We start from the raw sequence: 27,000 nt of genomic DNA on the forward strand, positions 1-27,000 counted from the left end.
TAATGGCACCGCCCGTATAGATAACTATATGGGCTTTTTTGTGTCAGTGATTTAACAGGTATTCATTTGTATATTTTGCGTAAATATGCAAAATTGCATAATATTGCATCATGAAGGTTGCTATTACATAATAAATTCATTTAATAATATGATAAAACTTGTTGTTACAGACCTTGACGGAACGTTGCTTAAAGACAACCACGAAGTGCCGGAACGATTTTGGGATATTGCAGACCGGTTGTTCAGGAAGGGGGTTAAGTTAGGCATTGCTTCGGGCAGGCCTCATTTCAGCATCACCGAAAATTTCAGGTCAATTATGGAACATCTGTACGCTATATCAGATAACGGCAGCATGATCATTCATAATAAAACTGAATTGTTTTCGAAACCTTTGCCACAGCATGAAATAGAAGCGCTGGTAATGGCGGCGCGTTCAGCCCCGCATGGCTGGCCAATTCTTTGCGGAAAGGATATCTGGTACGTGGAGAATTCAGATAGCAGGCTTATAGAAAAGATCTCGAACTACATCAGGAATTTTAAGATCGTGGATGACCTTACGAAGGTTGATGATGCCGTATTAAAGATAACTGTATTAGATCTCATGGGTGCTGAACAAAATAGTTATCCTTACTTCAAACAATTCGAAGATAGATTGAAGATTGCCGTAGGCGGCGCAGTCTGGCTCGATATCACTCGTACAGATGCCAATAAGGGCGAAGCGGTACAGGCGCTGCAACAATTAAATGGCATAACACCTGATGAAACACTCGTATTTGGCGATTTTATGAATGACTACGAAATGATGAAAGCCGCAACATACAGCTATGCCATGAAAAATTCGTATTCCAAAATTTTAGAGGTCGCCAATTTTGTTACCGAAAAAGACAATAATGAGGAGGGCGTTCTGGATGTGATAGAGGCGCTGTGTTTTAAATCATAACTATTGGCCTGAAATCAGCAAATTTATCGGACTACCGCGACCGGCATCGCCAGGAATCCAATCGCTATAAGGGATCATTACCAAACGACTTTTCATTGTCGGCGATATTCTTATCGATCAGGAGCAGGTTGGGGTCAAGTACGATCTTCGCTGGTTTTTGTGAAACAGATATTTTCAGTGTAGGATGTGCTGAAGTGATCTTTATTTTTTTTATGCCGGCAAGGGTTTCGTTCCCCTCCTTATCCTTTGTGTAAACTCCCAGCTCAACATAATCATTAATGGCTGTAGGTATTTCATTGCCCTGCGGGTTTATTTTTATTTTTTTCAGATCGGGCGTCACCGTTATGGTATACTGGTTTGCAGCAGTTTTTTCATAGTGTGCCTGGCCCAATTTGTTGTCATATAGTATAACCGAGGTAAACAGGTCGCTGAGAATATATTGCATACTGTCAGGGGTTACCTGCCTTAAGTAGCAAAGCAGATCGTTTGTGGTGGGATACCGGCCGGTATATTGCTTTTTCAACCCGGTGTAGCTATTCCAGTCCCTGATAAAACGCTGTAACGCTTTATCGACACTGTCTTCAGAGATGTAATGTTGAAGTGCATGCAGGCTGATCAAACCCTTGTTGTAATGAACATATTCCTGTTTGGACCCCACTAACGAAAGGGGAGACTCGGGGATGGCCTTTTCCGACCGGCCTTTTAAATAATGCTCCATATTCCATCTCAGCAGTTTGTTAACTTTTTCTGCCGGGAATTCCTTTTTAAAGACCATCAGTGCCGAGTACTGAGCCAGTGATTCGGAGATCATTGTCTTACCCTGCACATTTGCCGGGTTCACCAGGTCGCCCCACCAATGATGGGCCATTTCATGCGCTGTGATGTAAAAAGGCATGTCCATATCCGTTTCATCATCGATATTCATGATAAATCCAACGTTCTCGGCAATTGATATCAGCCCGGGGAAAGCCTGGCCTCTTCCGGAATAAAAGGGTGATTCTGCCACGCGTACCTGTTGATATCGATAGGGCGTGAAGTGTTTACTGTAATGATCGAGAGACTTTTTCATGCCGTTCATCATTCTATCCAGATTGAAGGTATGCCCGGGATGGTAGTAGATCTCCAGGGCGGTATTTTCTTTACCGGGATGCCAGAATTCGCTTTTGACGGCATACCTGGCCGAAAGCACTGCATAAAAATTGGAGACCGGTTCGTCGGAAACAAAATGAAAATAACGACGCGCTTGTTGGGTCCACCTTTTTATTAAACTACCGGGAGCTACAACAACCTGACTGGTATCTGTACTGACTGTTATGTCAAGATCGATCTCTTCACCATCTCCGTTTGACTTGCCTTCAAGCAGGGCTACCGGATCGTCGATAGCAGCCCTTCCGGGCTGGCGATTCAATCCATATGCTGCACGAATGGTTGGATCCTCCAGTTCAAGGTCGTGGTTGTAGCCAATTGTTGGAAAATGATAATTATCGAGCAAAGTGCCATTATACACCATAAAGGTATTGGTGCTTTCTGGAAATCCGGCGGGAGTAAAATGCTGAATGAATTCCATTTTTAAAGTGTCTCCCGGTTGCAGCGGTTGTTCCAGTTTTAAAATATAATAACCAAAACGAATATACGTGCTATCCCTGATGGCTCCTCCTTCCACGGCAAGGTATTCCAGTTTTACCTCATCAACCGGCAGCTTTTGAATATGAATTTCATAAATGCTCTTTTGTCCCGGATTGAATAACAGGTATTGTCCCTTTACCGAATACTTTCTTTGGCCGGGATAAAGGTCCAGCTTCAGTGATACCGCAGCTATGCGGGGTTGACGCTGCGTTATGAGCGGCTTTAGCTGCTGTTCGTATTCGGCCCGGAACGTATTTTGAGTAGACCTGGAGGCATACCTGTTTAATATATTGGTATTGTAAAAAATATATCCGCCTGAAAAAATAAAGACTATCAATACAGACATTGAAATGCGCTTAACCGTAATCAACAGCGCTCTATGTTGCCGCCAACGTTTCCTGAATCCGGTATCTGCGCCTCTTACTGAAAAAAGCACTGCGATCATAAAAAGCAGAACAGAAAAGGAGATCCAATATGTTTTGAACCAAAGGTAAGGTTGCAGGAAATGGCCATACCCGTTCATGTCGGAATAAGAGGTAAGGAGTGAGCCGCCAAAAGTAACAAGGCCGTGATCGATGCCAAGCAGCCTGCAGCCAAAAGTACATATGCCGATAAAAATAAGTGCCACCAGGTGTGCCAGGTATTTGTTATTCACGAGCACCTGGGCAACAAAACAAACAACTCCAAGCAAAAACAAAAAGGGGAACACTTCAATAAAAAAGGCTGCCAGGTAAATAGCTGGTTCAAACTTATAATAGCCATGGGAGAACTGGAACAGGATACCCGTGCCTGTCATTGTAAAAAAGAGAAGGATAAGTGTAAGCATGAGGCCCAGGAATTTGCCGCCCAGGCTGATCAGGTTCGAAGCAGGCAGCGTATCAAACAGCGGATCGATCCCTGAATCTCTTTCCTTCCAAACGAGTTCGCCGGTGTAGAAGATAACGATTGCCAGGAAGAAGAGTCCCGTAAGTTCAATCAGTTCGCCGGCAATAAGATAAGAGGCCGGAACATTGTTCACCCCATAGCCCGTGTTAAGATTGAATGAATTGATGAGCAAAACGCCCATTCCACAAAGTACGATCACCTTGAAGGAAAGGGTGGCAACGATCGATCTGAAACTGAATAACGTAGTATGAAAAAGTTGAATGAAAGTTTTTTGTTTGCCCGCATCAGGGGATGCGAACGGTATGGGCCCCGGAACATAACCGGGTATGTTTTTATCCTGGGTTTTACCTGCGTATTTTTTTTTTGTGGATGTTTTATCAGCCAGCACATTAAAGGTAAAGAAATAGTGTCCGATGCCAAGTGTGAGCATGCCGAGCGATATCCAGAATAAGCGGTTGTAAAGCATTATTCCCGTTAGGGGTACCAAAGCCGTGTTGCGATCATCGATACTCCAGGATGCAGTTGTAATACGCACTGTTTGAAAGGTGAATGGTTCCAGGATACCTGTCAGGAGCTGATTTTCGGGGTATTTCAACAAGTTGACGGCTAACAGGTATACTATCAGAAAGAAGCATCCCTGAATATATACGATCAGTAAACTCCGGCTTAATGCGCCGGTAACAAAAAAGAGACATCCGCCAAAGAACAAGGTGGGCACTACCAAAAAGAGGAACGGCTGAAGATAATGCCAAAGATGAAACGGGATAAGTTCATCTGCCCGATGCCAGGGCATCGCATCGCCAACCATCATGCCCAATGGAATGGCGGTAAAAATAAAGACCAGGATCACAAGAGATCCCAGGAACCTGCCCATAAGATAGTCACTTTTTTTAACCGGGTTCACAAACAATAAAGCTTCCATCCGGTGATCGAAATCTCTCAGTACAGCCGTTCCCATGATCATAGAGGGTATCATAAGAAGAAACGCCGAAATGATACCCATGCTTTTTGCAATGGTTAAAGGTGCATTTCTTTTGAATGCATCAGGTTGGCCTTCAAAAATAAAGTCTACAGCAACGATGGAAAACATAAATACGATGATAAAACTGAGGTAGGTATTGTACTGGCGGATGCGGTAATTGAGCTCAAATTTGATTATTTCAAACAGCATGAAGAGGGTTTTATAATGCGATCAGTAAAGTTTTTGAACAGGGGCGGGAGCGCCGGAGATCTTTGAGAAGTAAACGTCACTCAAATCAGCCTCAACCGGTTTAAATCCTTCACCCGGGGTGGTTTTACTGAATATGTGGATGACCGTGTTGCCCTGGAAAAGCCGGTTGGCAATTATCGTATAACGTTCGTTATATACCCCGAACTCATTTTTTTGAATAACCTTACTGAATACATGCCCTTGTACGTCTTCAATAGCCCGTAAAGGATTGCCTGTTAAAAGAACTTTGCCATTGCAGATAATGGCCATATCGGTACAGAGTTCTTTTACGTCTTCCACAATATGTGTAGAGAAAATAACAATTGTCGTTGCGCTTAATTCATTGAGCAGATCATGGAATCGATTTCTTTCAGCGGGGTCGAGCCCGGCGGTTGGTTCATCAACAATAAGTAATTGCGGGTTTGAAAGCAGGGCCTGCGCAATGCCAAAGCGTTGTTTCATTCCGCCTGAGTAACTGCCCAGGTGCTTCTTTCTTTTCTCATAGAGATTTGTTTTGTAAAGCAGCGCTTTCACTAACTCCGCCCGCTCTTTTTTATTGGTGATGCCCTTAAGCACTGCCAGGTGATTTAATAGTACTTCGGCAGTGACCCGGGGATACAGGCCAAACTCCTGCGGCAGGTATCCCAGTTTTTTTCTTACCTCTGGTTTATTCCTGAGCACATCTGTTTCTCCCAGCAGGATGGAGCCTGCGTCTGGTTCCTGCAATGTTGCTACGGTTCGCAAAAGGGTTGATTTACCGGCGCCGTTTGGCCCTAAAAGCCCGAAGATGCCTGTGCGGATAGTTAACGAAACATTGTTGAGGGCCTGAACTCCATTTGCATAGGTTTTCGATAATCCTGATATGGTGAGTGCCATTTCCGTCATTTGTGTTTTTTTCAAACCTAAGGCCGCGAAAGGGGCTATCCAAATGAGTGTGATAAAACCACCCATACAGCTGACATACGATTGTTACATCGTGACAAAGTATTTTCATGTCTGTTTCCTGGCTGTTCGAAGTAGCCAAACCGTCGTTCATCACATTTATAGGTCCGGCGGCTGCCTTTCACCCGGTTTATTGGCGTCAACTGCCTATTTTTGGAGATGATAGCGTTTCTGAATAAGTATAGTCTGCTCTTAATAGCCATCGTTTATTTCCTTTTACTGGTAATGGCGGCAATAATGGAAGAATACGAACTGAACTTTTTGATTGCCGGGCTTTTCTTTACTGCGTTTATATTTATACCCTGGTTGATCTGGCAGGTAGTGTTAGTGTTTCGCTTAAGAAATGAACGCAGGAAAGCCGAGTTAATGCATCTGAAGAGCCAGGTAAACCCACATTTCTTTTTTAATATGCTGAACAACCTGTATGGCCTGATCAAAACAGATCCCCAAAAGGCTGAAGTACTTGTTCTTAAACTTTCAGATATAATGCGTTACGGAATTTATGAAGCGCAAAACGAACGGGTAGTGCTTGAAAAAGAAGTTGAATACCTCAGCAATTATATTGAGCTGCACAGGATGCGTTATCATAAGCATATAGATGTAAATTTCAAAATAGATATCCGGGATGGCTACAGGGTTATGCCGTTGTTGTTTATAATATTGGTAGAGAATGCGTTTAAACATGGTGTAGAAAACCTCCGGGAAAAGGCTTTCGTGCACCTGTTGCTTACTACGGCGAATAATGAGATCAATTTTGAAATAAAGAATAATTTTGATGATTCGTTACCGCCGGAAAAGCCCGGAATTGGCCTGAACAACCTGAAAAGGAGGCTGCATCTGGCTTATGAGAATAAATATCAATTGAAGCTGGAACAACGTAATGGTGAATATCTGGCACAGTTAAAATTGAAGAACATATGATCAGGTATCTGATTGTCGATGATGAACACATTGCCCATGATATTATTAAGGGCTACTGCGATATGCTTCCCAACCTGGTATTACAGAAGAACTGCTATGATGCCATTGAAGCGTTGGAATACCTGAATGCAGGCACGGTAGATCTTATTTTTCTTGACCTGAAAATGCCCAAACTGAAAGGATTTGAATTTCTTAAAACCTTACAGTTGCCACCCAAAGTAATTGTTACCACGGCATACCAGGAGTTTGCATTGGAAGGGTACGAACTCAATGTGGTGGACTATTTGCTGAAGCCATTCAGCTTTGAGCGTTTTGTGAAAGCGGTAAATAAGGCAATGGGCGCTTCGTTACCACCCAACATTGCTAAAAATGAAACAGCAGGCAATGAATCGGCTACTATTTTCCTTCGATCGGGAAATAAATATATTCAGGTGCGTATTGGCGATATTCTTTTTGTGGAAGCTGCCGGTAATTTTGTAAAAATCATCACAAGTGTAGATGCCATTCTTGTAAGAGAGGTGTTTTCCGATCTTTTAAATACTTTGCCACCCGAAAATTTTTTACAGGTGCACAGGTCGTTTGCGATAGCTCCCAAACACATCAAAAGCATTGAAGGTAACCAGATATCGATAGGCGATCATTATATACCTATAGGTAAAATGTATAAATCATATATAAATGACCTGTTAGGTAACCGGTGACAGGGAAGGGGAGATCAAACGAAACTATCCTAAGGGATGGGTAAATAAAAAACCGGGTGAATTACTATAACCGTATATTGGGCCTGATGAAAATCATACTATACTCCCTATCGTTACTGTTATTTTCCAACTGCCAGGCACAGCAGGCGTGATCCTTTAGTTAAAAAAGAAGAAAGCAGGTAACGGGTGGTGGAGGTTACATAGTTCAGGATAAAATGCCATTTAATTATGATCGATCTATCTTTTGCGGAGGAGCAGGTTACATGTGTCACGAATTTCCATGACCTTGTTTCTACCCCATTTAGTGGTAAAGTAAACGCGGTTTGTTGGGCGCGTAAACTGACGGGTAATTTTTCTGAGATCGTTAATAAGGTAGCGCTCAGCGGCAATATAACGGCAGTTGAAACAGAGGAACTTCAGGCGCTTCAATTGAGTGAACAGGGGCAGCTTGCCCGGGAAATAATCTTAAATGACCTGAATGTTTTAAAAGCTCATGGCGCACTGCCAATGCTTAATGTGATCAAACACTATGACCGCGATGATGCCTGCCCGTTTTTTCCAACAGATGTTTATTCCTTTCATGTAGATCGTTCGCCTATTCCAACCGATACCTTTTTATGCACTTACTATGGCGAATCGAGTGACATATTGCCAAATTCACAAGGCCAAAAGAAAGTACTTATTCCGGAAATACGGGCGGAGCTGAGGAAACTATATCATGGTGCGGATGAAGGTTTTGAATCATTCTTAAGTGAACATTTCTTTGATCTGCACTATCAACCTGTACCAAATGCCCGCCCTGTAAACTTAGGCACTGGTCATCTGTGGAGGTTGGCGGTTGATCATCCTGAAAGCCAGGTTCCTCCCTGTATTCACCGTGCACCGCGGGAAACATCAGGGAAAAACAGGTTGCTGCTGATCTGTTGAAAACCATTCTTAATAGCGGTTGTAATTTAACCACGATTGCCATTATCGCGGTGTAGATCGGATAAAACCAACATGCAGGCCTGTAGTTGTTACAGGCATGGAGCCAATGCCTATGCCTTTGAGGGGAATTTGAATGTAAGGCTCAATTCTGATCAATGTATGTTTTCCAATTTTGTAATTGTATTCGGCTCCGATATTGGCCATTACAGCAATATACCGGCAGTTGTCGTTATAAGAGCCCAACATGTTTTGTTCCGTACCATTCATCATAGTAATGTAATCGTTTTCTTCTTTGGTCATGAGGTAAGAGGAAATGCCGGTTGACAAAAAAACAGCCGATCTGTTCTTTTGTAGCACTTTGTATTTAAATTTTACCGGTAATTCAATTAACCGGCAGCTTCCTTCAAGGCTCATTATCTCCATTCCCTGCGGCATGGAACTTCCGGCCTTATCCATATTGAAATATTTGCCGTCGGTGAAGTAATATTTCTGCGTATATAATAACCCGGTTTCAATAGCAGCTCTGTCTTTTAATATTGTAATACCTGCGACGATCCCAATATCGAAGCCCGGTTTTTGTAACTTCTGGTTTTCAATGCTGTTAATTTCAGGGCCGAACACCACACCCCAGTAGAACCTGGAAGATTTTCGTGTCGTATCTGTTTTCTTTTCTGTTCCTCCTGGCGTTTTAGTGATCGTTTTATTGAGGGGGAAGCTGGTGCCAGCCGATGTGATGTGGGTGGCGGCGGCATCGGTTGTTTGCCGGTAATTTGATGTTATAGTACGGTTCAGGTGATTATAGCCCCGGGTTGAATGTTCATTTGCCGGTTGATCCGTTACTGGTGAATGAGCCGGGACATTGTTTAATTCTCTTTTTCCGGTAACCATGCCGGTCACGGCGGGGCGCCCTTGCGGCTGTTGTTGAAATTGGGTAGTTGGCGTATTTGAGGTCAATAAAAAAGCGCCTTTACCGGTGTTTGACGCATCCCTTACAGATGATGGGGGCGCAGTTAAATGGCCACGCATTTGTTTTAAAGGCGGTCCACCAAAAACAGGCAGCAATAGCATCAGCAGCAACGGCAGGCCATATTTTTTGAACCTGTTTTTCTTTTTAAGGGGCGCAGGGGGAACCGGGGGGGCTGACAATCTGGATGCAAGGCCATTCCAGTCACTGTTATCCGCTTTTAGCGGATAACCGGCGGCGGCTTTCCTGAACAATTCATCCATATCGTTATTCAGATTTTGCATAATTGCGCATCTTCAATTTTTTTAAGGCTTTTTTGCAACAGTTCCCTTGCTCTTGACAAGCTTGATTTCGAAGTGCCAGCCGGTATATTCAACAAACCTGCAATTTCATTATGCGTGTATCCGTCGATGACATACAGGTTGAACACCATACGGTAGGCCGGTGGAAGTTCCTTAATTAAAATGACCAGCTCTTTGTACAGCAATACCTGGTCGGCCTCGTCACCCCTGTACGTATTGTCCCAAACATATTCGGGGATGCTTCCTGTTTCCGAAAGCATATTTCCTTTGCGCAAAACATCTATCGACGTATTGATCATTATTTTTTTCAGCCATCCCATTAACTTTTTTTCATTATCGCTGTCATTGCCCGGTTCAAATTGCTGGAAATGTGAAAATAGTTTTACAAACCCGTCATTTACGATGTCAACCGCCTGTTCATAGCTGAAGATGTATCTGAATACCGTTTTCAGCGCATACCCATAGTAGCCCTCATAAAGTATCTTTTGATATTTATGTTCTTTGGCAATGCATCCTTCTATGATACGCGTTATATTTTTCAAACTCAGGTAAAAAAGGTTTGGCAACTTTAAATAGCGATATTCTGAAAAAGTTTAGTTTTTCATCATAGAAAGGTAGGGGACATTGCCGGATCTTTTTTGTCAGCTAGCCGACATTCCTGGTCACATCCATAGCCCACCACCCCAAAAAACACCAAACTGCTTGCACCAGATAAGGACATATTTAAAGGTAGCGAGGTTGGGGTTGCCGCTGATGTTATATACCTGGTCGCCGGCGGTAGACTTCAATAACCCCAGATCGATAAAGGTGGCGGCGTTTTCAGTGGTCGATAAATATACATGCAGGTCGGGCCCGTTGGTGGCGGAAAAATTAAACAGGTAGAGTTTCCAGGTGCCATTGTCGTTATAAATACGTGCATTCCCGTTGGCTTTATCGCCGGGTGTATTTCCTTCCTTAATATTGGCCGAGGCAATTACCGAACCTGACGGGGTTTCATCGGTAGCCGGTGTGGTTGGTGTGTTTTCCTTTTTGCAGGCATTGAACACAACGGCCGCCAGCAGCAATACGAACAGTTTTATTGAATTCGATAAATGCATATAATTTGGTTTGACCCTTTTTTAAAAGGATAATTGATATTGTATTGTTGCCACAAAACTCCTGGTAAGGCCATCGGGTCTTACGTCTCTTGCCACCAATGGACTACCCATATTAAATTCAAGATTGTTTTTTTCGTTCAGTTTATAATTCAAATACACAACGGCATTAAGTGTCAATCCCTTTGAGCCATTGATAACTTGTTTACCGTTGATGTTTGAAAACTCGTCATTTGCCAGGTGGTATATGGGCAAAATACCCGGTGTAATCAATAGTTTTTTCGACAGGTTGAACAAATAAGAAACCCTGAGCAATACATCGCCGCTTCTCGAGTAGTTGTTTGTAGATTGAAAACTATGTAATGGTGAATGTATCGGATAATCCTCTGCAATAAAGGTATTGTTGTTTTGGGTGAGAGGTTGCTGCCAGCCAAGATTGAATTTCCATTTTTCAAGTTTATAACCAAGCCCCACAATTGCATCGAACGTGCCTAAGCTGCTTTGGTAATCCATTGGCAGTGCAAGACCATTCTTCTTTTTATTGGCATCGTTCAGCGGGATCTTGGCGCCAAGGATGAGGTCAACTTTTTTTGAAACCGCATAGTTTATATTGACAAAAACGTCTGAAAGGCCGGCCGTACTTATGTTATTGCCATTTTGGGCGAGAAACGTCAATTTAAGATCTGCGCTAAACCATTTGTTTATTTGCCTGCTATACTCTACCATTGAGCCGTATACCGTAATGTCGTGGTCCGCGCTTCCGGCTGATGCACCTATTCTAAACTGGTTTTTGTAAGTGGCGGTTTGAGCCTTGTCAGTCGATGGTTCAAAGCTATTGATCGTACAAAAACCTGCATCACTGCAACCCTGGGATTTCGCCGACGTGGCGCCAAGAACAAAAACTATGATAGTGATAATTCTTTTCATGTTGATAAAGGTGACAGGTATGGCGAATCCGTTCGCTATATATTGCTCATCGCAATCCCTGGTTTGATTATATTTATGGTGTTAGTTAAAATAGGATCATTTCCATAACAGCCTATATTATACATACGTATAAAAAAAGAAAGGGTTGCAGTCAGATAGTACGAATTTTATTATTTATTGAAAAAAGCTGGTTCATACAACGTATCCTATTGAAAGGCAATATGCCCGGTGGAAATAAAGAATTGAAAGATCATGGCCTTCCTGCGCAATTTTCCGATAAGGATACAAACCATACATTTGCGTACTTAATACCTGTAAACAGGTCAGGTATAAGACATTTTGCGGGTAGATTTACGCAGTTAAATTAAAAACATGGTGCTGCATCATCAGAAATTTGAATTCGGCCATAAATGCCTTATTGAGAAAGTGGTTATACAGGCGCCTTTTCGGTATTCTGTTAACTTTCACGACGAGGCCTGTTTCATTTATTTTTTGGAGGGAACGGCCAGGACCAGTTCTCCTATCGGGCAGGTACCTGTTGCTTCGGGGGAGGCGGTAATTTTAAAATGCGGCAGCTATTTTGCCGATCTGCTGAAATACAGTGAGGCCAACAGGTATGAAATTCTGGTGGTACACCTTTACAAGGATATTTTGCGAATGATATATAAGCATGAGATGCCCGCATTGGTTAAGGAGGTTGAAAACAAATCATATATCAGTTATGTAGCAACGCATGATGTAGTAAAAAAATTTGTTGAAAGTCTTTCTTTCTATTTCGACAACCCCGAACTGGTTAACGATGAACTGCTGGAACTAAAGTTCAGGGAGCTTATATTGTTACTTCTGAGAACCCAAAATACCAGTTCGATCGTAAGTTTATTTACCGATTTGTTTGCCCCGCGGAATGTAAGCATAAAAGAGGTAGTCAATAATCATATATTTTCCGAATTATCGGTCGAAGACCTGGCGAACCTCGCGAATTTAAGTGTATCCACTTTCACCCGCAGCTTTCAAACGCTGTTCAATGACACGCCTGCTAATTATATAAAGCGGAAACGGCTCGAAAGGGCAAAAGATCTGCTTGCCATGAGCGATTTATCAGTTAGTGAAATTGCCCTTCAAACCTGCTTTACTGATGTGGCCCATTTTTCCCGGTCATTTAAAACCGCTTATCATTGTTCTCCATCTGCATACCGGTTGTCCCTGAAGGGGATCTAATGTAAAAGTGACCGGATTATTCAAAAGTCTGACTTTTTTATACAAGGAAGGAAGTCGACTGCCGGCGAAATTTGCAATAGAATAATTTAATATGAAAAGTATAAAGATGCTCAGCCTGGGGCTTGGCGTGGTTAGTTTAGTATTTGGTATTTTAAAGTTTTTTAGTCCATTCAGGGATTGGTACCACGCCCAGATAGAAAGCAGCGGGTTGCCTCAGTATATGTATGCTATCGGCATTGCGGGTGAAATAATAACAGGGATTGTTTTTTTTCTTCCTTTCCTGGTAATGATGAATGACAGATCAAAACATTTGCTCTTAGTGCTGGCAAATTGTTTAATGATCTCCATTATGGTTGCCGCAACGGTAGTTCATTTGATCAGGTGGGTACCGTCAGCTATTCTTCCCTTAAAAATAAAACCACCTGTTATTCCTTTACTATTTATGGCTATTGCCGTCATCAACCTGGTGATGGTTCAGAAGTCAGGGCGTTTATCGAATTCGGGAGAAGGCATTCGCTGATAGCGGAATTTCACAGGGCGATAATTGCTTTTTCCTGCCTATAAAATTCAACAACTTATATATCAAATAATATCCCAAACGGATAATTAAAACCTTTCTGATCTGAATACCGAAACCGGTGATGTATCAGAGCCGATCATTCTTTCTTTTAATGGCAGCAATAATTTATCTTACGTTTAAGCACTACTGTAAAAAAATGCTAAGTATACAAAATGATAAGAATCTGTTTTACATTCCTGTTGACGGTCTCTCTATCAGGTTATGCCCAACAACAATCAGCAATAGACTCATTACGTAAAAATTATTATTCAATACAAAAGACGATCAGCAATAAATTTTCAGATTACTATTATCCAAACCGTGCCATAATCTATGCTCAACCTGAGAAACAGTTTCTTTTTAAAATCGATTCTTTGCGTTCTGTTTTCATAGAAAACCTGATAAAATATAAGGAAGAGACCAACAATGCAGATGTAAAATTCATATTGGAAGAACAAAGGGATATCGATTTCTTTTTTGACAGGATGATCCTGGACTTTCCGTATTTTCATGAAGCGCACACCGGAGAAAAAGTAAAGTTATCTCATGTGACACAAAAGAGACTGGATAGGCATTTGACTGACTTTAACAATCCTGCCCTCTTAAGCAGCCGTGATGTAAAAGATTATATTGAAGCTTTTCTTCGGCACCAATCCTCTATTGAAGTAAAAAAAACGTTTTATAAAAATTCGGATAATAAAAGGCTTGATGCCTATCTTAACCTGATACCTAAATACTTTATCAATCAGGCATGCAGGGACTATTGGCAATACTTTTACATTTTTGCTCACCTCGACGATTGGGGAAGTAAAAATATTGCATCTGTTATCGAAAATTTTAAAGCAAAATGCAAAAACGAAACATATAAAAAAGAGATTGATTCAATTTATAACGAAAGTACAGCAGTAAGAAAAAATCATCTTATAAAAACATATAAAACGGTTGATGGTTTTAATCTTGATATTCACCTGTTTTTACCTGATAGCATTAATAAATTTAATAAAATCCCTGTAATCGTGTATTTCACCGGTGGTAGCTGGACGAAAGGAAATCCGGAATGGGATTTTTATAATTGTGCCGTTTATGCAAAGCGAGGTTGGGTGGGCGTTTCTGTTGAATACAGGGTTGCAGACAGGTATGAAACCACACCATTTGAAGCGGTAAAAGACGCAAGGTCGGCTATTCGTTGGCTGCGGATGAATGCTGATACTTATAATATTGACACAAATCGAATTGTAGCGTCCGGAAATTCAGCAGGAGGTCACCTTGTATTGACAACCGTTCTGGCAGATAATTTCAATGAATCCACCGACAACCTCAATTATAGTGCATCGCCCAATTTAGCTATGGTAAATGCCGGTGTTTATAATTTATTATGGGAAGATGCCACAGATTGGATAACAAGAGATTTAAAAGATAAAAGCATCGTCAAAAATATATCACCCTTTCATCTGTTGAGAAAAGGGCTGCCGCCAATGATTATCATTCACGGTACGAATGACCGGAGTGTAGATTACGCTTCAGCAAAGGAATTTGCAGAAAAGATAAAAGAACAGGGTAATGATTTCGAGTTTCATACAATGGAAGGGGCACCTCATCATATTTGGTTTGATAGAAGGTATAGTGGACAAGTGACAAAACTCAGGAACGCATTTTTACTCAAGTATGGATATAAGTAAAGTTTTGTATATTCTTCTCCAACTACCATAAAAAACAAAATCCGTTCCGCTTAAGCGGAACGGATTTCTTGTCGGGGGCGGCTGAGACGATTGTCAGCATGGCAACCTGTAACCGGACAAATATTTAATGCGGATAATAACCTGATGTATACATTTCCTGGAGACAATTGGAAAAATTTGCATAAAACAGAGTTTTATGCAATGTTGCAGGCCATGTCAATGGGTATGATGAACAAGCGCACGGTGGGTAATAAGCTGGATATAGTTCGTTAATATGACATGCGAATTTCAGTAACTATGGTAGGATAACCCCAGGTTTTCTCAGAGCCAAATATGTCATACACAAGGACGGTGATCAATACAGTATCGCCGGCTTTTACTTTATTCGGAAGACTGCAAACCCATAAGTTTAAGTTACCGGTTTTTAGGTGTAATCTATCGGCGGAACTTTCTTTCTGCACTGTTGCTTTTGCCATGCTGAGTTTGCCAAGGAATGTTCTGTCGAATCTAAATGAATTGCAATCTGATGCATCGGGATAATAAATCGCGGGATATTTGGCTGTATCCACCAGGGAAGAATCCAGTTTCAGGTCAAAATAGGGGTGGGCCTTTTTCATGTTCGCCACTAATAAGGCGGTTGAATCTATATTTTTCGAAATATCATCGGGTTTTTGTTTATCTGATTCATTAACCCCGGGGTTGCCGCAACTGATGAATATAAAGAATGCAACAGCAAATGTTGATGGTTTAATGTTAGTCATAGAGGTTGCTGTTTAAAGGCTACATTATATACTTCGGATTTCAAAACCTGTGTAGTTAAATTGTCCCAGGCATCGTCATTATTCCATTTCCAGAATATATATCATTCCTGTAAATTTTTGTATAATCTGGCTCCAATGATTCGTCATAAAAATCGATCCCGAACTCTTTTACAATACTTAATATATTTTTTACCTGTGTTGAAGACAAAGATCTTTTCCAGGATCCGAGTTGGTTGCCTGCTTTAATGTTGCTTCGCGATTCATCGATCGTTGTTATACTTGGCCGGGTTATTTCGGTTAATAGCCCGGCGGGCATGTCGATATTCAGCCGGTTAAATATGCGTGTAAGTGATGGCTCAGGTTCTTTATACAATTTTTCATAAGAAACCGTTATCCATTTCCTGTCATTCTCTTTATGTGTAACTGGAATTATATTATGTAAAGCCCATTCTGCCGCCAGCCTTTCTTCCGGTTTTGTTATTTTGTCAATAATATCCTGGTATTGGGTGTATATTTCTTTATACCTGTTTTTGGGGTCGGGGAAATATGCTTTTACATCTTTTAATATATAGTCCCAGTGTTTGTACTTTAATTGGGAAGCTATCACTGCACAGGGATGCCTTAGAATGTAAATTGGATTAATGTTAAACCTTTTGGTAAGCCAGGGCAATAACATATTGCTGTTAACATCCTTATAAATAAAATATTTTGCAGAAGCTATTTCCGGAAGGTTATCATTGTGATAATAAATTCTAAAAGAAGATAAAGAACCGATCTCCCTGTTATACAACTGGCGGAAATATTCTTCCGCCTCTGGCCACTCTGCATCTTCAGGTATATATTGATTAAAGCAAAAATTTACTTTTTTTATTTCCCGGTAGGGTGGGAGCAGGAACATGGGTTCAAAGATCATAATACTGCTTGGGAGCTTACATAGAATTTCGCCTACCCACGTTGATCCTCCTCTGGGCTCTGAAAAAACAGAAATATTTGTATTGCTATCTATATTGTTGAGTGACCTGTTCTTTTTTGTGAAGGGGCGTATATACCGGTAGTACTCGTAGATTTTTTTGGCAAGATGCGCTTTATTTTTTAACTGTTGCGTTAGCGTCATAAGGAAAAGGTTTATATTTATACTCTCGCTATCAGGGATACGTGAAAATAATATATTTAGATAATAATGTTATAAAAAATAATGAAAATTATCCAAAGTTTTTGGACACGGCCTTTTTTACAATCTCCCAATTTACAGGACTCGAGAATGAATGGCGGCTGGCCTGCCAGAAAATATAATTATTTCAGCTGGGCCTTAAGCTGCTTGCAATTATGCCGTTATTATTCAAATGTAGAATTGGTTACAGATGACCTCGGTAAATTTATTCTTATAGAGAAGTTAAAGCTTCCCTATACCAATGTAAATACAGATCTGAACAGGATCAATAACTATAATGCCGGATTATGGGCGCTTGGGAAAATATATGCTTACAGCCTGCAGGAAAGTCCTTTTTTACATGTAGACAGCGATATTTTTATCTGGAACGCATTTGATGACCGCATTGTTAAGGCACCACTGACAGCGCAAAATAAGGAGCACCAATCGTTGGACTATACCCAAACTTTCAATGAAATATGCAGGAAGTTCCCTTACGTGCCTGATTATTTAAAGGAGCTGGAAGGGCGCCAGTACGTGTTTTGCAGTAATGCGGGGATATTGGGCGGCACCGACATCGGTTTTTTTAAAGCCTATACAAACGAGATCTTTCGTTTTATCGATGAGAATAACGATTGCATAGAAGAGAATATCGTAAATATGAACTCCGCTTATTTAAATGTTATATATGAGCAGGTGATCTTTAGCCAGTTTGCCCAAAAAACCAATAAGGAGATCACCTTTTTATTTCCCTATGACATTGATATACCTAAATACATTGGCTTTTTTCATGAAGCTGACAGGAATGCGGGCTTTGTGCATTGCCTGGGTACCTATAAACAGAACAGACAGGTGTACAGGACCCTTGAAATGAAAATGAAAACGCTTTACCCGGATTATTATCACCTGATCCTGGAATTGATAGATTCATCAGAATTATAAATAGTTTTTGATATGAAGAGATTGGAAGAAGAGATGCTTAAAAAGGCCTGGGACATATATAATGAATACCTTATCATATATCCGCCCGGCTCCGCTAACGATCTGCATACAACAAACGGGAATGTCTGGAAATCCTATGGTTTTAAAGAGGGCAAATTGGGGTTCCTGTTTTTTATGCTGGAACTTTATAAGAATACGGGTGATGAGAACGTATGGAATAATATACTTACTGAATTGGCAATTATTGAGTCTTTTGCAAAAAGGGTTGCGACTAACAATTTCACCATACAGGGTAAATTAGGATTAGGTTTTTTTTATCTTGAAGCTTTTGAGCGTACCGGTAAAAAAGGGTTCCTTGAAAAAGCGGTGGAACTGGCCCGGGAGTATTATAACGGGGATTCTTACCAGTACCGGATCATCAGCCGCCCCTCTTTGCTGGATGGCATTTCGGGTATATTGCTTTTTACACAACGGTTATACCTGAAAACGAAAGCAACCTGGTTGCTGGAATATGTAGAGAAGTACCTGCTACGAATAATCAGTAATGCTATTTCAGCTGACCAGGGCATATTCTGGGGCGGTATAACAAATAAACGCCGACAGAATATTGGGTTGGCTGGCACTGCAGGTATTTCATTTGTGTTGGCTTTTTTGGGGAAATGTTTTGGTAATTCCCTGCTGGTTGAACTGGCGGAACAGGCATTGCAATATGAACAGGGCTATTGGGCGGCTGGTAATAGCGCGGGCGCTAGAGAACTATCATTGGAGCATGGACTGTTTGGTATGGTGTTGGTGAAAAATTATCTGGGTATAACGGATACGCAACAGCTTCATGATTTGCCGAAGCCGGCTTCATACGGCCTCCTTACAGGTATGGCAGGCACAGGCCTTGGTTTTAGTGAAGTTTTCAGAATAACAGGTAACGAAGCCTGTTTGCAGGAAGCTGAACAAATTGCCGAACGGCTGCTTCCGGTCTCCGCTAAAAATGATATGCCCCTTACAATGGAAGGCAGTCTGGGTATTGGCTATTTTATGCTACAACTCATTGGCATAAAAAATGACCGGCCAGGTGTATTTTTTATACCCGCATTTACCACAGCCGTTAAGCGTGATGAGTTGCCTGAGCAATCTGTTTTTTGTGAAGGTAACCAGGAAATTTATCTCACCACGGTACGCAGGCATTTCAGCAATACGTTATCGGCATTGAAACAAGAGTTGCCAGATGCATGGGAAGAACTGTTGAGACGGGAAAAATCCGCAGATGTGAATGACTTCGTAGCTTATATTAAAAGAGTGATCGATGAAGTACAGGATGTGGCACAGATAAATTCCTTGCTATATAATTTTGAACGGGAAAGCTTTGCGTTGTCTATTTTGCGGTCTTCAAAAGAACCGGTTCTATATGATGATAGTGCCATTCTGGAAACAGATACCCTGTTGAAGTTGCCGGATGAGAAGCTCCTGCAGTTAACCCTTCGCCATTCAGAAAAGGTATGGGTTTTTAGTAAGGAACCCTCGCTTGAAAATGGCTTTACCAAAGAATCGTTCGGTAATTTTTTACAGCAGTATGGAACAAAGACCTTTTTGTATAAGGTGTCTGACATGGACACGCTACAGGTATTTGTTCCCGGTATTCTAAAGCTGATTTTCGACAGGTTTGGTACGCCTGTTGCCGTTACGGATGCCCGCAACCAGATCGCTTATTTTTTGCTTATGCAAAATGAAGAAGTGATCGGGTTCCTGAAAAATCATTATAGGGCAAAAGATAAAGACCATCTTATGGAGATCATTAACGAAATGACATTGGACGGTATCAAATACTGCATCATGGAAGGTTTTCTGGAAGTAACCAATTGAATATTTACCACGCGACATGAATTTGTTCTGTTTCACCGGTGATGAAGAAGATATAAGCGATGAAGAAATTAATGCCTGGCAGCAGGAAACCATGAAAGAGGTGGAAATGAAAAAACTTCCCGGCAAACATTTTTTTATTTTCGACCATCCTGAAGAAATAATGCAAGTGATCAATAGCAGCCTGGGGAACAAGACATAATTGTTAGTATCTTTAGAAAATTACAATAACGTCAGCGAACTTATCCCATGTACATCTATTATTATAAACCTATGCCTCAATCCTGTTCATTTAAAACGCTTATCCTGGTTGTACTCGCTTTTTTTTCACTTAGCATTTCTTTTTCACAGGATCCCGGAACCGTAAAATTTGAATGGGCCACCTGCCCCAAATGTCCCATCCCCAAAGCAGATCCCGCAGATATAAAAAGGATAAATATGTTGCTCGGCTATCTAACTGTTCCTGAAAACAGAAGTATAAAAGACGGGCGAACAATTCGATTAGGTGTTTCCATTCTTAAATCAACTGACCCAAAAACAACGAAAGCCCCGCTGATTGTCCTTCATGGCGGACCGGGCGGAAAGATCGTTGGTTTTTATTCCCCGCAATATGAAAAGCTGCGGAAAGACCGGGATGTGGTTTTTATTGACCAACGCGGTGCTGGCAGTTCTGAACCTGCATTCAGTCCTGAAATGAACCAGCAGTTGCTGAATTTATTTGCTCAGGACCTTTCACCTACCCAGGAATTGGAACAGCGGGTAAGCATTGCTGCAAAGGCGAAAGAAAAATTAATTCAAAAAGGCATCGATCTGTCGGTATACAACAGTGCGGCAATTGCTGCAGATATTCGCGATCTGGGCAAAGCGCTTGGTTATACCTCCTGGAACCTGTGGGGCAGCTCATATGGAACAAGGGTAGCGTTAACAATGATGCGCGACTATCCCGAAGGCATCAGGAGTGTTATCCTGGAATCGCCTTTACCACCCAACGTTCCGTATTTCCAGAACATTACCGCCACCTTTAAAAGGTCTTTAGATAAATTATTCGATAGATGCAGCCAGGACGCGGGTTGCAGACTGAATTATCCTGATTTGAAAAATGACTTTTACGCAGCCATTGAGTCCCTTGACAAACAGCCCATGGTTGTTCATATGGCTGATAAAACAAAATTCCCTGCCGGCGAATTTATCATCAACTCACAGGATATGTTGCTGGCTTTTCAGCAAGCCATGTATAGCCAGGATATTTATCCCATTTTACCTTTGCTTATTGAACAGATAAAAAATCGGAACGAAGCAGCTTTGAAAAACTTTGTTACTGCTATGTCCAATGGCATATTCAGATTGGATTATGGGTTGTATTATACGGTCATCTGTAAAGAGTGTATGCCTTTTAACGATCTGAAGGTTTTTGACAGTTCATCGTCCGGATTTTGGAAAGGGTTGAGCTTTTACAGGGATGAATTTGATATTTGTAATCTCTGGAATACAGCAGCTCCGAACCAGATCGATTCTGCTGCAGTTGCAAGTAATATCCCTGCTTTGATCTTATCGGGTGATATGGACCCCATCGCAGCTGCTTCAAACGGTGAAATTGCACATCGAACGTTAGGTAGTTCATTTTTATATACGTTTGAAAATACGGGACATTTTGCTTCGGGTAACCCGCACGCAATGGATCTCATTCAAAAGTTCCTGAATGATCCTGACAAAGAACCTGATGCCGCACATTTTGTAAAGGCTGCGCCCATTCCTTTTGCCGGCAATGTGCATGTGCATAATGGAATAATATCGCTGGCGCCTAAATTACAGATCAATAAGGCAAACTGGGTATACACCGGCTGGCTGGTTGTGATAGGTCTTTGCTTGTTGTCTGGTCTTTTTATTGCCGGAAGAAAATATCTGACAAACAAAAAATATAAATGGACGCCGCTTGAAAAAAGTTTTTACATTCTTTCAATAGCAGGTAGTATTGGCGGCCTTTATTTCTGTATCCGGTTGATACAGGTGATCTTTAAAACAGCGGCATCAAACCGGATGGTGCTGGGTTTTGGTTTGCCTGGTCAGTATGCCACTGTTCTTTGGGTTCCGTATTTTATTGTTTTATGTTATGCCATTCAACTGCTTTTGCTTGTGTGGGAAAGAAAGAACAAGAACGCCATAAAATATTACCGGACTTTCCTGTTATTGCAAATTCCCTTTTTGTTCTTTGTATTTTATTTCTGGCTTTTCTATTAGGAGCTGGTTCCTGTTCACTCATCGATACCGGCCATTGCTACTTCTTCAAGTAGCCCGTCTTCCATTTTGAACAATCGTTTGGCAATATGTAAATACCGGTCATCATGGGTAATAACTATAACCGTTTTTTGCTGGTTGTTTAGTTCAGGAATTAAAACATTATAAAAGTAGTCGCGAAAATCAGGATCCTGGTTGGCCGCCCATTCATCAAAGATATAAATGGGTTTATCTCGCAGTAATACGTTTATGAGCGCGATCCTTTTTTTCTGTCCTTCGGAGAGGTCGATGGTATTGAACCTGTTTTCCTGGAAATTTACTTTTTCGGTGAGGCCGGTTTTTTCAATAAGCTGGTCAATATGTGCGGTTGAAATGTCGTCTACTCCGTACAAATGCTCAAATAAATGATTGTCGGTGAAAATAACGCCAAACAAATTCCGGTACAATTGAATGTTGCGATGTGAAATGGGATCGTCATCGAGTTGTATCGATCCTTTATTGGCGGTATACAAACCGGTAAGCACTTTTATAAGGGTAGATTTTCCTGATCCATTTTCTCCCAGTATGAATATCAGGTCACCTGCCTGAATATCGAAGTTAACCGGGCCTAACCTGAAATCGGGTTTGTCGGCTATTGGTTCGTATGTATAGATGACATCTTTAAAACTGATCGTCTCGAACTGTTTGTATGAATTTTCTGTTGTATGGGATAGCGGCTCTTCCTCTAACATATCTTTAATGGAAGCCATCCGTTCCATGGTTGCTTTTATATGTGAGAATTGGGGGATCAATGGAATAAGCATCTGGATAGGAGAGAGGATATATAGCAATACAATGACGAATTGCGCAGGGTTCCTGGTTATGGATATTTGCAGCATCGGAAATACGAAAAGAATAAAACCCATGGTTATGAAAAAAATGAGTTGCCCAAGCAGGGCAAACCGGGCCTGTGAAATATTGTTGCTTGTCTTTTTTTCATGAATGTCGTTCATATAAGGCTTCAGGTGTGTATTATATATGCCCTCGCTTATCTTGCTGTCCATCTTTACTTCTTTAATGCCCGTAAGCATGTTCCGGATGAAATTCAGGAATACGGTTTCCAGCTCCAGTAACTTTTTGATCCGTTTTATATTTGCTTTTTGCATGGAAAAGGTGATCAGTAACGACACGCTGATGATACCTACTGTAAGCAGAAAGCCTTTTATGCTGATTGAAAGCAAATAGATCAGGGATCCGGAGATGACGATCAGCGCGATGATCACACTGGAAGAAAGGGTTGCAATGGTGCCGATTGTATTGGTATCATGAGCAAGTAAAACAAATAACCGGGTGCTTCCCACTTTTTCATAACTCCTCAAATTGCTTTTTCTTATTTTTTCTATGAGTGTTTCCCGGCTTTGCAGGATCAGTGTTTGAGCCGATTTGATCAAAAGGCTCTGGTAAAAATATTGCAGGAGGAAATACAATAATAGGGCAGTGATATATCCGAAAAAGAGTAGTAAAGAAGGCGCTTTTTTATCGATTCCGTATTTTATGGTTTCATTGATAATTGAAATCAGAGCGGTATTTGAAAGACCGGCCGCTATTCCAAAGAGGAATACCCGGTAACCAAATATTTTCCTCGTGATCGAAAGCAATGACAAAAAATATCTCATTATAACTTGTTTTGGCGATTCATCTTCAGGCAATTGATTCCACTTTTTTCCCGGCTACCAGTTTGGCTAATTGTAAGGCGGCTACTCTTATTTCGGGCACACTTGTAATTTCCCATAGTATTCCTTTCACCGGCGGGCCAAGCGTAAATAAAAAAGGGGAGGGGGCGCCGTTTTTCTCTATGATAATGCCCCCGGGTGAACAATCGAGTCCCAACCGTAATTCATCTGACCGGATCAACCCTCTTTGTAAAAGATTTTTAATCAACGGATCATCCAGGTTTTCATAATTACATTCAGGGCCCATACAGTTAATAATGGCGTTGGTCGTCAGCTGAACGTTCCTGCGGGTGCTTTTTTCGTGGTAAAATACGTCAAAACCGTTGCTGGCATTCAGGTTGATGGATTGTATTTGTCCGGCAGCGATGAACAATTGCTGGCGTAATAAAAGCCGGTGAATTTGTTCTGCGCATTCCGGCGGCATGCGGTGGCGCGCCACGCCCCATATATGCCGGAGGCGCCCAAGGAATTTTTTCTTTTCCCTGTAAGAGAAGTTATGCCATACTTCCTGGGTATATGGCCGTATGGCATCTACCACAGCCTGCCAACCGATCTTTTGTTCCCTGGATTTTTTAATATGTTTATTTACGATCTGCAAGGCTTCTGAAAGGGTGCTGATGTCGTGGTGAGGTTTATCCTCCAACTGGTACCCGGCTGTTCGTTCGTGCGATAGCGGCATATACCCGTGATTAGATAAGGCAGTTATAAGAACATCGGGCGAAGATCGTTGCAAGGTTAATACGGTGTCTACCATGGTTAGCCCGGTGCCTATAATAAGCACGTGCTCCCATGGGGAATGTTGATTTGCCAGGTGATTATCCCAGGCCGATGAAAAGTAGGCGGGATGGCGGAGGTAATCATTGTCAGGAAGTCTTAAAGGGGCTGGGTTGAAATTTCCAACGGCCAGTACCAGTTTGTGAAACGGAACCTGCCTGCCTGACCCCAATAATAAAAGACGTTTTTGGGGAACAATGTCAATTGCGCTGTCATTTATATATGTATAATGTATGTTTTCCTTTTTTCGGCTTAGTTCGTTTTGGAGCAAGCTAAGAATATATTCCCTGTAAACTTTTCGCGGTACAAACGAATGTGGATCATATGGATAGCCTGCTTTTGATAGCCAGTCGGTGAAATCATTGCTGTTGTCGGGAAATGCACTCATTTTGAAAGCCGGTACATTCAAAAGATGAAAAGAATGATCGGTGGAATAGGCCAGGCCCAATGTACCGGGCGGATTTTTATCAATAACAGTGATGCTTATAGGAGAGTGATGATGATGCCGGAGGATATTGATCGTAAATAGCGTACCGCTTAATCCGCTGCCAATAACGACGATCTGCTGCATTAATAATGAATTGATAAGGTTTAATTAAAGAAGCGATAACATTATCTGTATAAGCCGTGTTTCCAGCTAAACTGGTTAGCCGGTTATTCCGGTTTTAATATGGCCGATCAAATGAAGCGCTTCGAGGCAGGCTAAAATTTTAGCTACGGATTCATCTATGGATTCGGTTTCTGTATAACAGGTTACTTCAGGATCAACAGGTTCTTCATATGGGTCACTAATACCTGTAAAATTTTTTATTTCCCCTGTTTTAGCTTTTTTGTATAGGCCTTTCACGTCGCGCCGCTCACATTCTTCGATAGAGCAGTTAACGTACACTTCAACAAAGGAGTGAATTTTCTCTCTGACCATATCTCTGGCGCTTTTGTAGGGTGATATGGCGGAAACGATCACTCCAACACCATGTTTAGATAAGATCTGTGCCACATAACCGATCCGCATGATGTTTTCACAGCGATCTTCTTTTGAAAAAGTTAGTCCCTGTGACAAATGTTGCCTTATAACGTCTCCGTCAAGTATTTCACAAGGTATCGTTCTTTCGATCAGCTTCCTGTAAAGCTCAGTGGCAATCGATGTTTTGCCCGATCCGCTGTAGCCGGTTAGCCAAATAGTAAATCCCTTTCTCATATTTGTAAAATGATTTTCAGATTGGAGATAATGAATAACTAAATTAAGAACTGCAGATATTAGTTGAGCGTGATAAAAAATATTTATACTGAAATTATAAAAAAATATTTGCCTGTATAAAAAATAAATCTTTAAATTCGGTTGACGTTAATATATCGATAACAGATGACCGATAAATCTTATCCACTTTCGCTTCCTCAGCGGGATATCTATTATGAGCAATTGCTTCATCCCGATAGTACCATTTATAATATTGGGGCTAAGGTTCAGATCGAAGGTCGTATTCAGTCATTCTTTCTCATACTTGCAATTAAGTTACTGGTTAAGCGGTACGATGTTTTGCGAAGCGTAATTGTTAACATGGATGGCGTGCCGTATATGAATATTGTCGATAATTATGAGCCTGTTATCGATTATCTCGATCTATCCTTCGAGCCGGACCCCGATCAGGCGGCGGAATCGTTTATCAGCCGTGAGTTCAATAAACCATTCGATCTGTCAGGGATTTCATTGCTTCATAAACATTGGATATTAAAGATATCAAAGGACCGGCATATTGTATTTGCCGCTTATCACCACCTGATTGCAGACGGGTGGAGTACTTCTCTATTGCTGTCGCGGGTGTCTGATATTTACAACGCTTTTAAATATAACCAGCCTGATACCCTTCCCGATCATTCATATATCGACTTTATTAAGGATGATCTCGATTATCTGAACTCAGCCCGGTTTGAACTGGACCAGGAATACTGGAAGCAGAAATGCGAAGCGCATCCGGAACCTGCTTTTCTTCCGTTTCGAAAAGATATAACTGCAGCGGTTACCGGCGATACCAGGCGAAAAGCTATTTATATTGACCGGCAAACATATAATGCTCTCATAAAGTTCTCAGCTGATCATTCTGTAACTACATTTCATTTTTTGGTGGGCATTGTGCTAACTTATTTTTCATCCCTTTTTGATAACAATTCTATCATCCTGGGCTTGCCCCTGTTAAACAGGAAAAATAAAAAATTCAAACAAACGGTGGGGCTTTTTGCAAGCCTTACACCTTTATTATTAAAGGTGGAAAGGAGCGCTGCTTTTATAAACCTGCTAAAGGACATTCGTAATGAATTAAAAGAAAATTTCAGACACCAGCGGCTGCCGCTCAGTATCATTGCCGCCAATGCCGGATGGATGAAAGGAAATTTGCAACAAACTGTTTACCAGGTTTTTTTTTCGTATGAAAAACACGATTATTCGGTTTCCATCGATGGATGTCCCTGTATAGTAACTCCGCTGATGCATCAGATGGAAAAAACACCGCTGGCTATATATGTACGGGAATTTGATGATCATAGAGATGTAAAAATTGACTTTGACTACAACACCAGTTTCTTCAATACAGATTTTATAGAAAGTTTTTCAAACCGGTTTCAATCTTTAATTCATGAATTGCTGCACACTCCCGGCAAACCCATAAGCGCCCTGCAAATG

General features: G+C 41.4%; 22 protein-coding genes and 1 pseudogene. 12 read left to right on the forward strand and 11 right to left on the reverse strand.

From position 1 onward, the window contains the following. Nucleotides 1-148: 148 nt before the first annotated feature. Nucleotides 149-940: an HAD family hydrolase gene (locus tag A4R26_RS02225; protein ID WP_165760119.1), complete on the forward strand. Its 792-nt coding sequence runs from the start codon at nucleotides 149-151 to the stop codon at nucleotides 938-940. A gap of 64 nt (nucleotides 941-1,004) precedes the next feature. On the opposite strand, the gene A4R26_RS02230 is transcribed toward A4R26_RS02225, so the two are convergent. Next, nucleotides 1,005-4,622, reverse strand: coding sequence for an ABC transporter permease/M1 family aminopeptidase (locus tag A4R26_RS02230; RefSeq protein WP_081159335.1), 3,618 nt, complete (start codon nucleotides 4,620-4,622; stop codon nucleotides 1,005-1,007). Between the two features lie 21 nt (nucleotides 4,623-4,643). After that, nucleotides 4,644-5,471, reverse strand: a pseudogene (locus tag A4R26_RS02235) (ABC transporter ATP-binding protein); the annotation flags it as partial. Between the two features lie 291 nt (nucleotides 5,472-5,762). Here A4R26_RS02235 and A4R26_RS02240 point away from each other — a divergent pair. The 3 genes from A4R26_RS02240 (at nucleotide 5,763) to A4R26_RS02250 (ending at nucleotide 8,152) form a co-directional block, all read left to right on the forward strand. Further along, on the forward strand, nucleotides 5,763-6,524 hold the full coding sequence (locus A4R26_RS02240; protein WP_081159338.1) for a sensor histidine kinase: 762 nt from the start codon (nucleotides 5,763-5,765) through the stop codon (nucleotides 6,522-6,524). Further along, entirely contained in the window at nucleotides 6,521-7,225 is a 705-nt protein-coding gene (locus tag A4R26_RS02245) for a LytR/AlgR family response regulator transcription factor (RefSeq protein ID WP_081159340.1), read from the forward strand. The genes A4R26_RS02240 and A4R26_RS02245 overlap by 4 nt, the downstream gene beginning before the upstream one ends. Nucleotides 7,226-7,453: 228 nt before the next feature. Then, entirely contained in the window at nucleotides 7,454-8,152 is a 699-nt protein-coding gene (locus tag A4R26_RS02250) for a DUF1826 domain-containing protein (RefSeq protein ID WP_081159343.1), read from the forward strand. A 42-nt stretch (nucleotides 8,153-8,194) separates the two neighbouring features. On the opposite strand, the gene A4R26_RS02255 is transcribed toward A4R26_RS02250, so the two are convergent. The 4 genes from A4R26_RS02255 to A4R26_RS02270 form a co-directional block, all read right to left on the reverse strand. Further along, nucleotides 8,195-9,400, reverse strand: coding sequence for an outer membrane beta-barrel protein (locus A4R26_RS02255; protein ID WP_081159346.1), 1,206 nt, complete (start codon nucleotides 9,398-9,400; stop codon nucleotides 8,195-8,197). Beyond that, a complete protein-coding gene (locus A4R26_RS02260; protein WP_081159461.1) occupies nucleotides 9,388-9,960 on the reverse strand; it encodes an RNA polymerase sigma factor in 573 nt (190 codons plus the stop codon). Before A4R26_RS02260 ends, A4R26_RS02255 begins: the two co-directional genes overlap by 13 nt. 120 nt (nucleotides 9,961-10,080) lie before the next feature. Next, nucleotides 10,081-10,515: a DM13 domain-containing protein gene (locus A4R26_RS02265; RefSeq protein WP_081159349.1), complete on the reverse strand. Its 435-nt coding sequence runs from the start codon at nucleotides 10,513-10,515 to the stop codon at nucleotides 10,081-10,083. 21 nt (nucleotides 10,516-10,536) lie between these two features. Then, nucleotides 10,537-11,439: a hypothetical protein gene (locus A4R26_RS02270; protein WP_081159352.1), complete on the reverse strand. Its 903-nt coding sequence runs from the start codon at nucleotides 11,437-11,439 to the stop codon at nucleotides 10,537-10,539. A 372-nt stretch (nucleotides 11,440-11,811) separates the two neighbouring features. Between A4R26_RS02270 and A4R26_RS02275 the strand changes: the two genes are divergently transcribed. From A4R26_RS02275 to A4R26_RS02285, 3 genes are all read left to right on the forward strand, one after another. Next, nucleotides 11,812-12,657 (forward strand): helix-turn-helix domain-containing protein, encoded by an 846-nt coding sequence (locus A4R26_RS02275; RefSeq protein WP_081159355.1) that lies wholly within the window; start codon nucleotides 11,812-11,814, stop codon nucleotides 12,655-12,657. Nucleotides 12,658-12,748: 91 nt separating this feature from the next. Next, nucleotides 12,749-13,177, forward strand: coding sequence for a hypothetical protein (locus A4R26_RS02280; RefSeq protein WP_133054509.1), 429 nt, complete (start codon nucleotides 12,749-12,751; stop codon nucleotides 13,175-13,177). Between the two features lie 212 nt (nucleotides 13,178-13,389). Then, on the forward strand, nucleotides 13,390-14,895 hold the full coding sequence (locus tag A4R26_RS02285; protein ID WP_081159360.1) for an alpha/beta hydrolase: 1,506 nt from the start codon (nucleotides 13,390-13,392) through the stop codon (nucleotides 14,893-14,895). 269 nt (nucleotides 14,896-15,164) lie between these two features. On the opposite strand, the gene A4R26_RS02290 is transcribed toward A4R26_RS02285, so the two are convergent. Together A4R26_RS02290 and A4R26_RS02295 are read right to left on the reverse strand one after the other, a co-directional pair. Next, the gene (locus A4R26_RS02290) at nucleotides 15,165-15,656 is read right to left on the reverse strand and encodes a hypothetical protein (protein ID WP_081159363.1); all 492 of its coding nucleotides are present in this window, start codon (nucleotides 15,654-15,656) and stop codon (nucleotides 15,165-15,167) included. 55 nt (nucleotides 15,657-15,711) lie between these two features. After that, a complete protein-coding gene (locus A4R26_RS02295) occupies nucleotides 15,712-16,770 on the reverse strand; it encodes a sulfotransferase (protein ID WP_081159366.1) in 1,059 nt (352 codons plus the stop codon). A gap of 81 nt (nucleotides 16,771-16,851) precedes the next feature. Between A4R26_RS02295 and A4R26_RS02300 the strand changes: the two genes are divergently transcribed. The 4 genes from A4R26_RS02300 to A4R26_RS02315 all read left to right on the forward strand — a co-directional run bounded on the left by A4R26_RS02300 (nucleotide 16,852) and on the right by A4R26_RS02315 (nucleotide 21,840). After that, a complete protein-coding gene (locus A4R26_RS02300; protein ID WP_133054510.1) occupies nucleotides 16,852-17,748 on the forward strand; it encodes a DUF6734 family protein in 897 nt (298 codons plus the stop codon). A 12-nt stretch (nucleotides 17,749-17,760) separates the two neighbouring features. Further along, on the forward strand, nucleotides 17,761-19,605 hold the full coding sequence (locus A4R26_RS02305) for a lanthionine synthetase LanC family protein (RefSeq protein WP_081159372.1): 1,845 nt from the start codon (nucleotides 17,761-17,763) through the stop codon (nucleotides 19,603-19,605). Nucleotides 19,606-19,621: 16 nt separating this feature from the next. Further along, a complete protein-coding gene (locus A4R26_RS02310; protein WP_081159375.1) occupies nucleotides 19,622-19,804 on the forward strand; it encodes a hypothetical protein in 183 nt (60 codons plus the stop codon). A gap of 71 nt (nucleotides 19,805-19,875) precedes the next feature. Next, the gene (locus tag A4R26_RS02315; RefSeq protein ID WP_165760120.1) at nucleotides 19,876-21,840 is read left to right on the forward strand and encodes an alpha/beta fold hydrolase; all 1,965 of its coding nucleotides are present in this window, start codon (nucleotides 19,876-19,878) and stop codon (nucleotides 21,838-21,840) included. 14 nt (nucleotides 21,841-21,854) lie between these two features. Here A4R26_RS02315 and A4R26_RS02320 read toward each other — a convergent pair whose 3' ends face one another. The 3 genes from A4R26_RS02320 to cysC all read right to left on the reverse strand — a co-directional run bounded on the left by A4R26_RS02320 (nucleotide 21,855) and on the right by cysC (nucleotide 25,650). After that, the gene (locus A4R26_RS02320) at nucleotides 21,855-23,492 is read right to left on the reverse strand and encodes a cyclic peptide export ABC transporter (protein ID WP_081159381.1); all 1,638 of its coding nucleotides are present in this window, start codon (nucleotides 23,490-23,492) and stop codon (nucleotides 21,855-21,857) included. 25 nt (nucleotides 23,493-23,517) lie between these two features. Then, nucleotides 23,518-24,894 (reverse strand): FAD/NAD(P)-binding protein, encoded by a 1,377-nt coding sequence (locus tag A4R26_RS02325; RefSeq protein WP_081159384.1) that lies wholly within the window; start codon nucleotides 24,892-24,894, stop codon nucleotides 23,518-23,520. Between the two features lie 75 nt (nucleotides 24,895-24,969). Continuing rightward, nucleotides 24,970-25,650: an adenylyl-sulfate kinase gene (gene cysC / locus A4R26_RS02330; protein WP_341350282.1), complete on the reverse strand. Its 681-nt coding sequence runs from the start codon at nucleotides 25,648-25,650 to the stop codon at nucleotides 24,970-24,972. Nucleotides 25,651-25,686: 36 nt separating this feature from the next. Here cysC and A4R26_RS02335 point away from each other — a divergent pair. Further along, nucleotides 25,687-27,000: condensation domain-containing protein (locus tag A4R26_RS02335; protein WP_207625660.1), on the forward strand; the 1,314-nt coding region annotated here is incomplete at its 3' end.

It is taken from the genome of Niastella populi (assembly GCF_002078015.1).
Lineage (GTDB): Bacteria > Bacteroidota > Bacteroidia > Chitinophagales > Chitinophagaceae > Niastella > Niastella populi.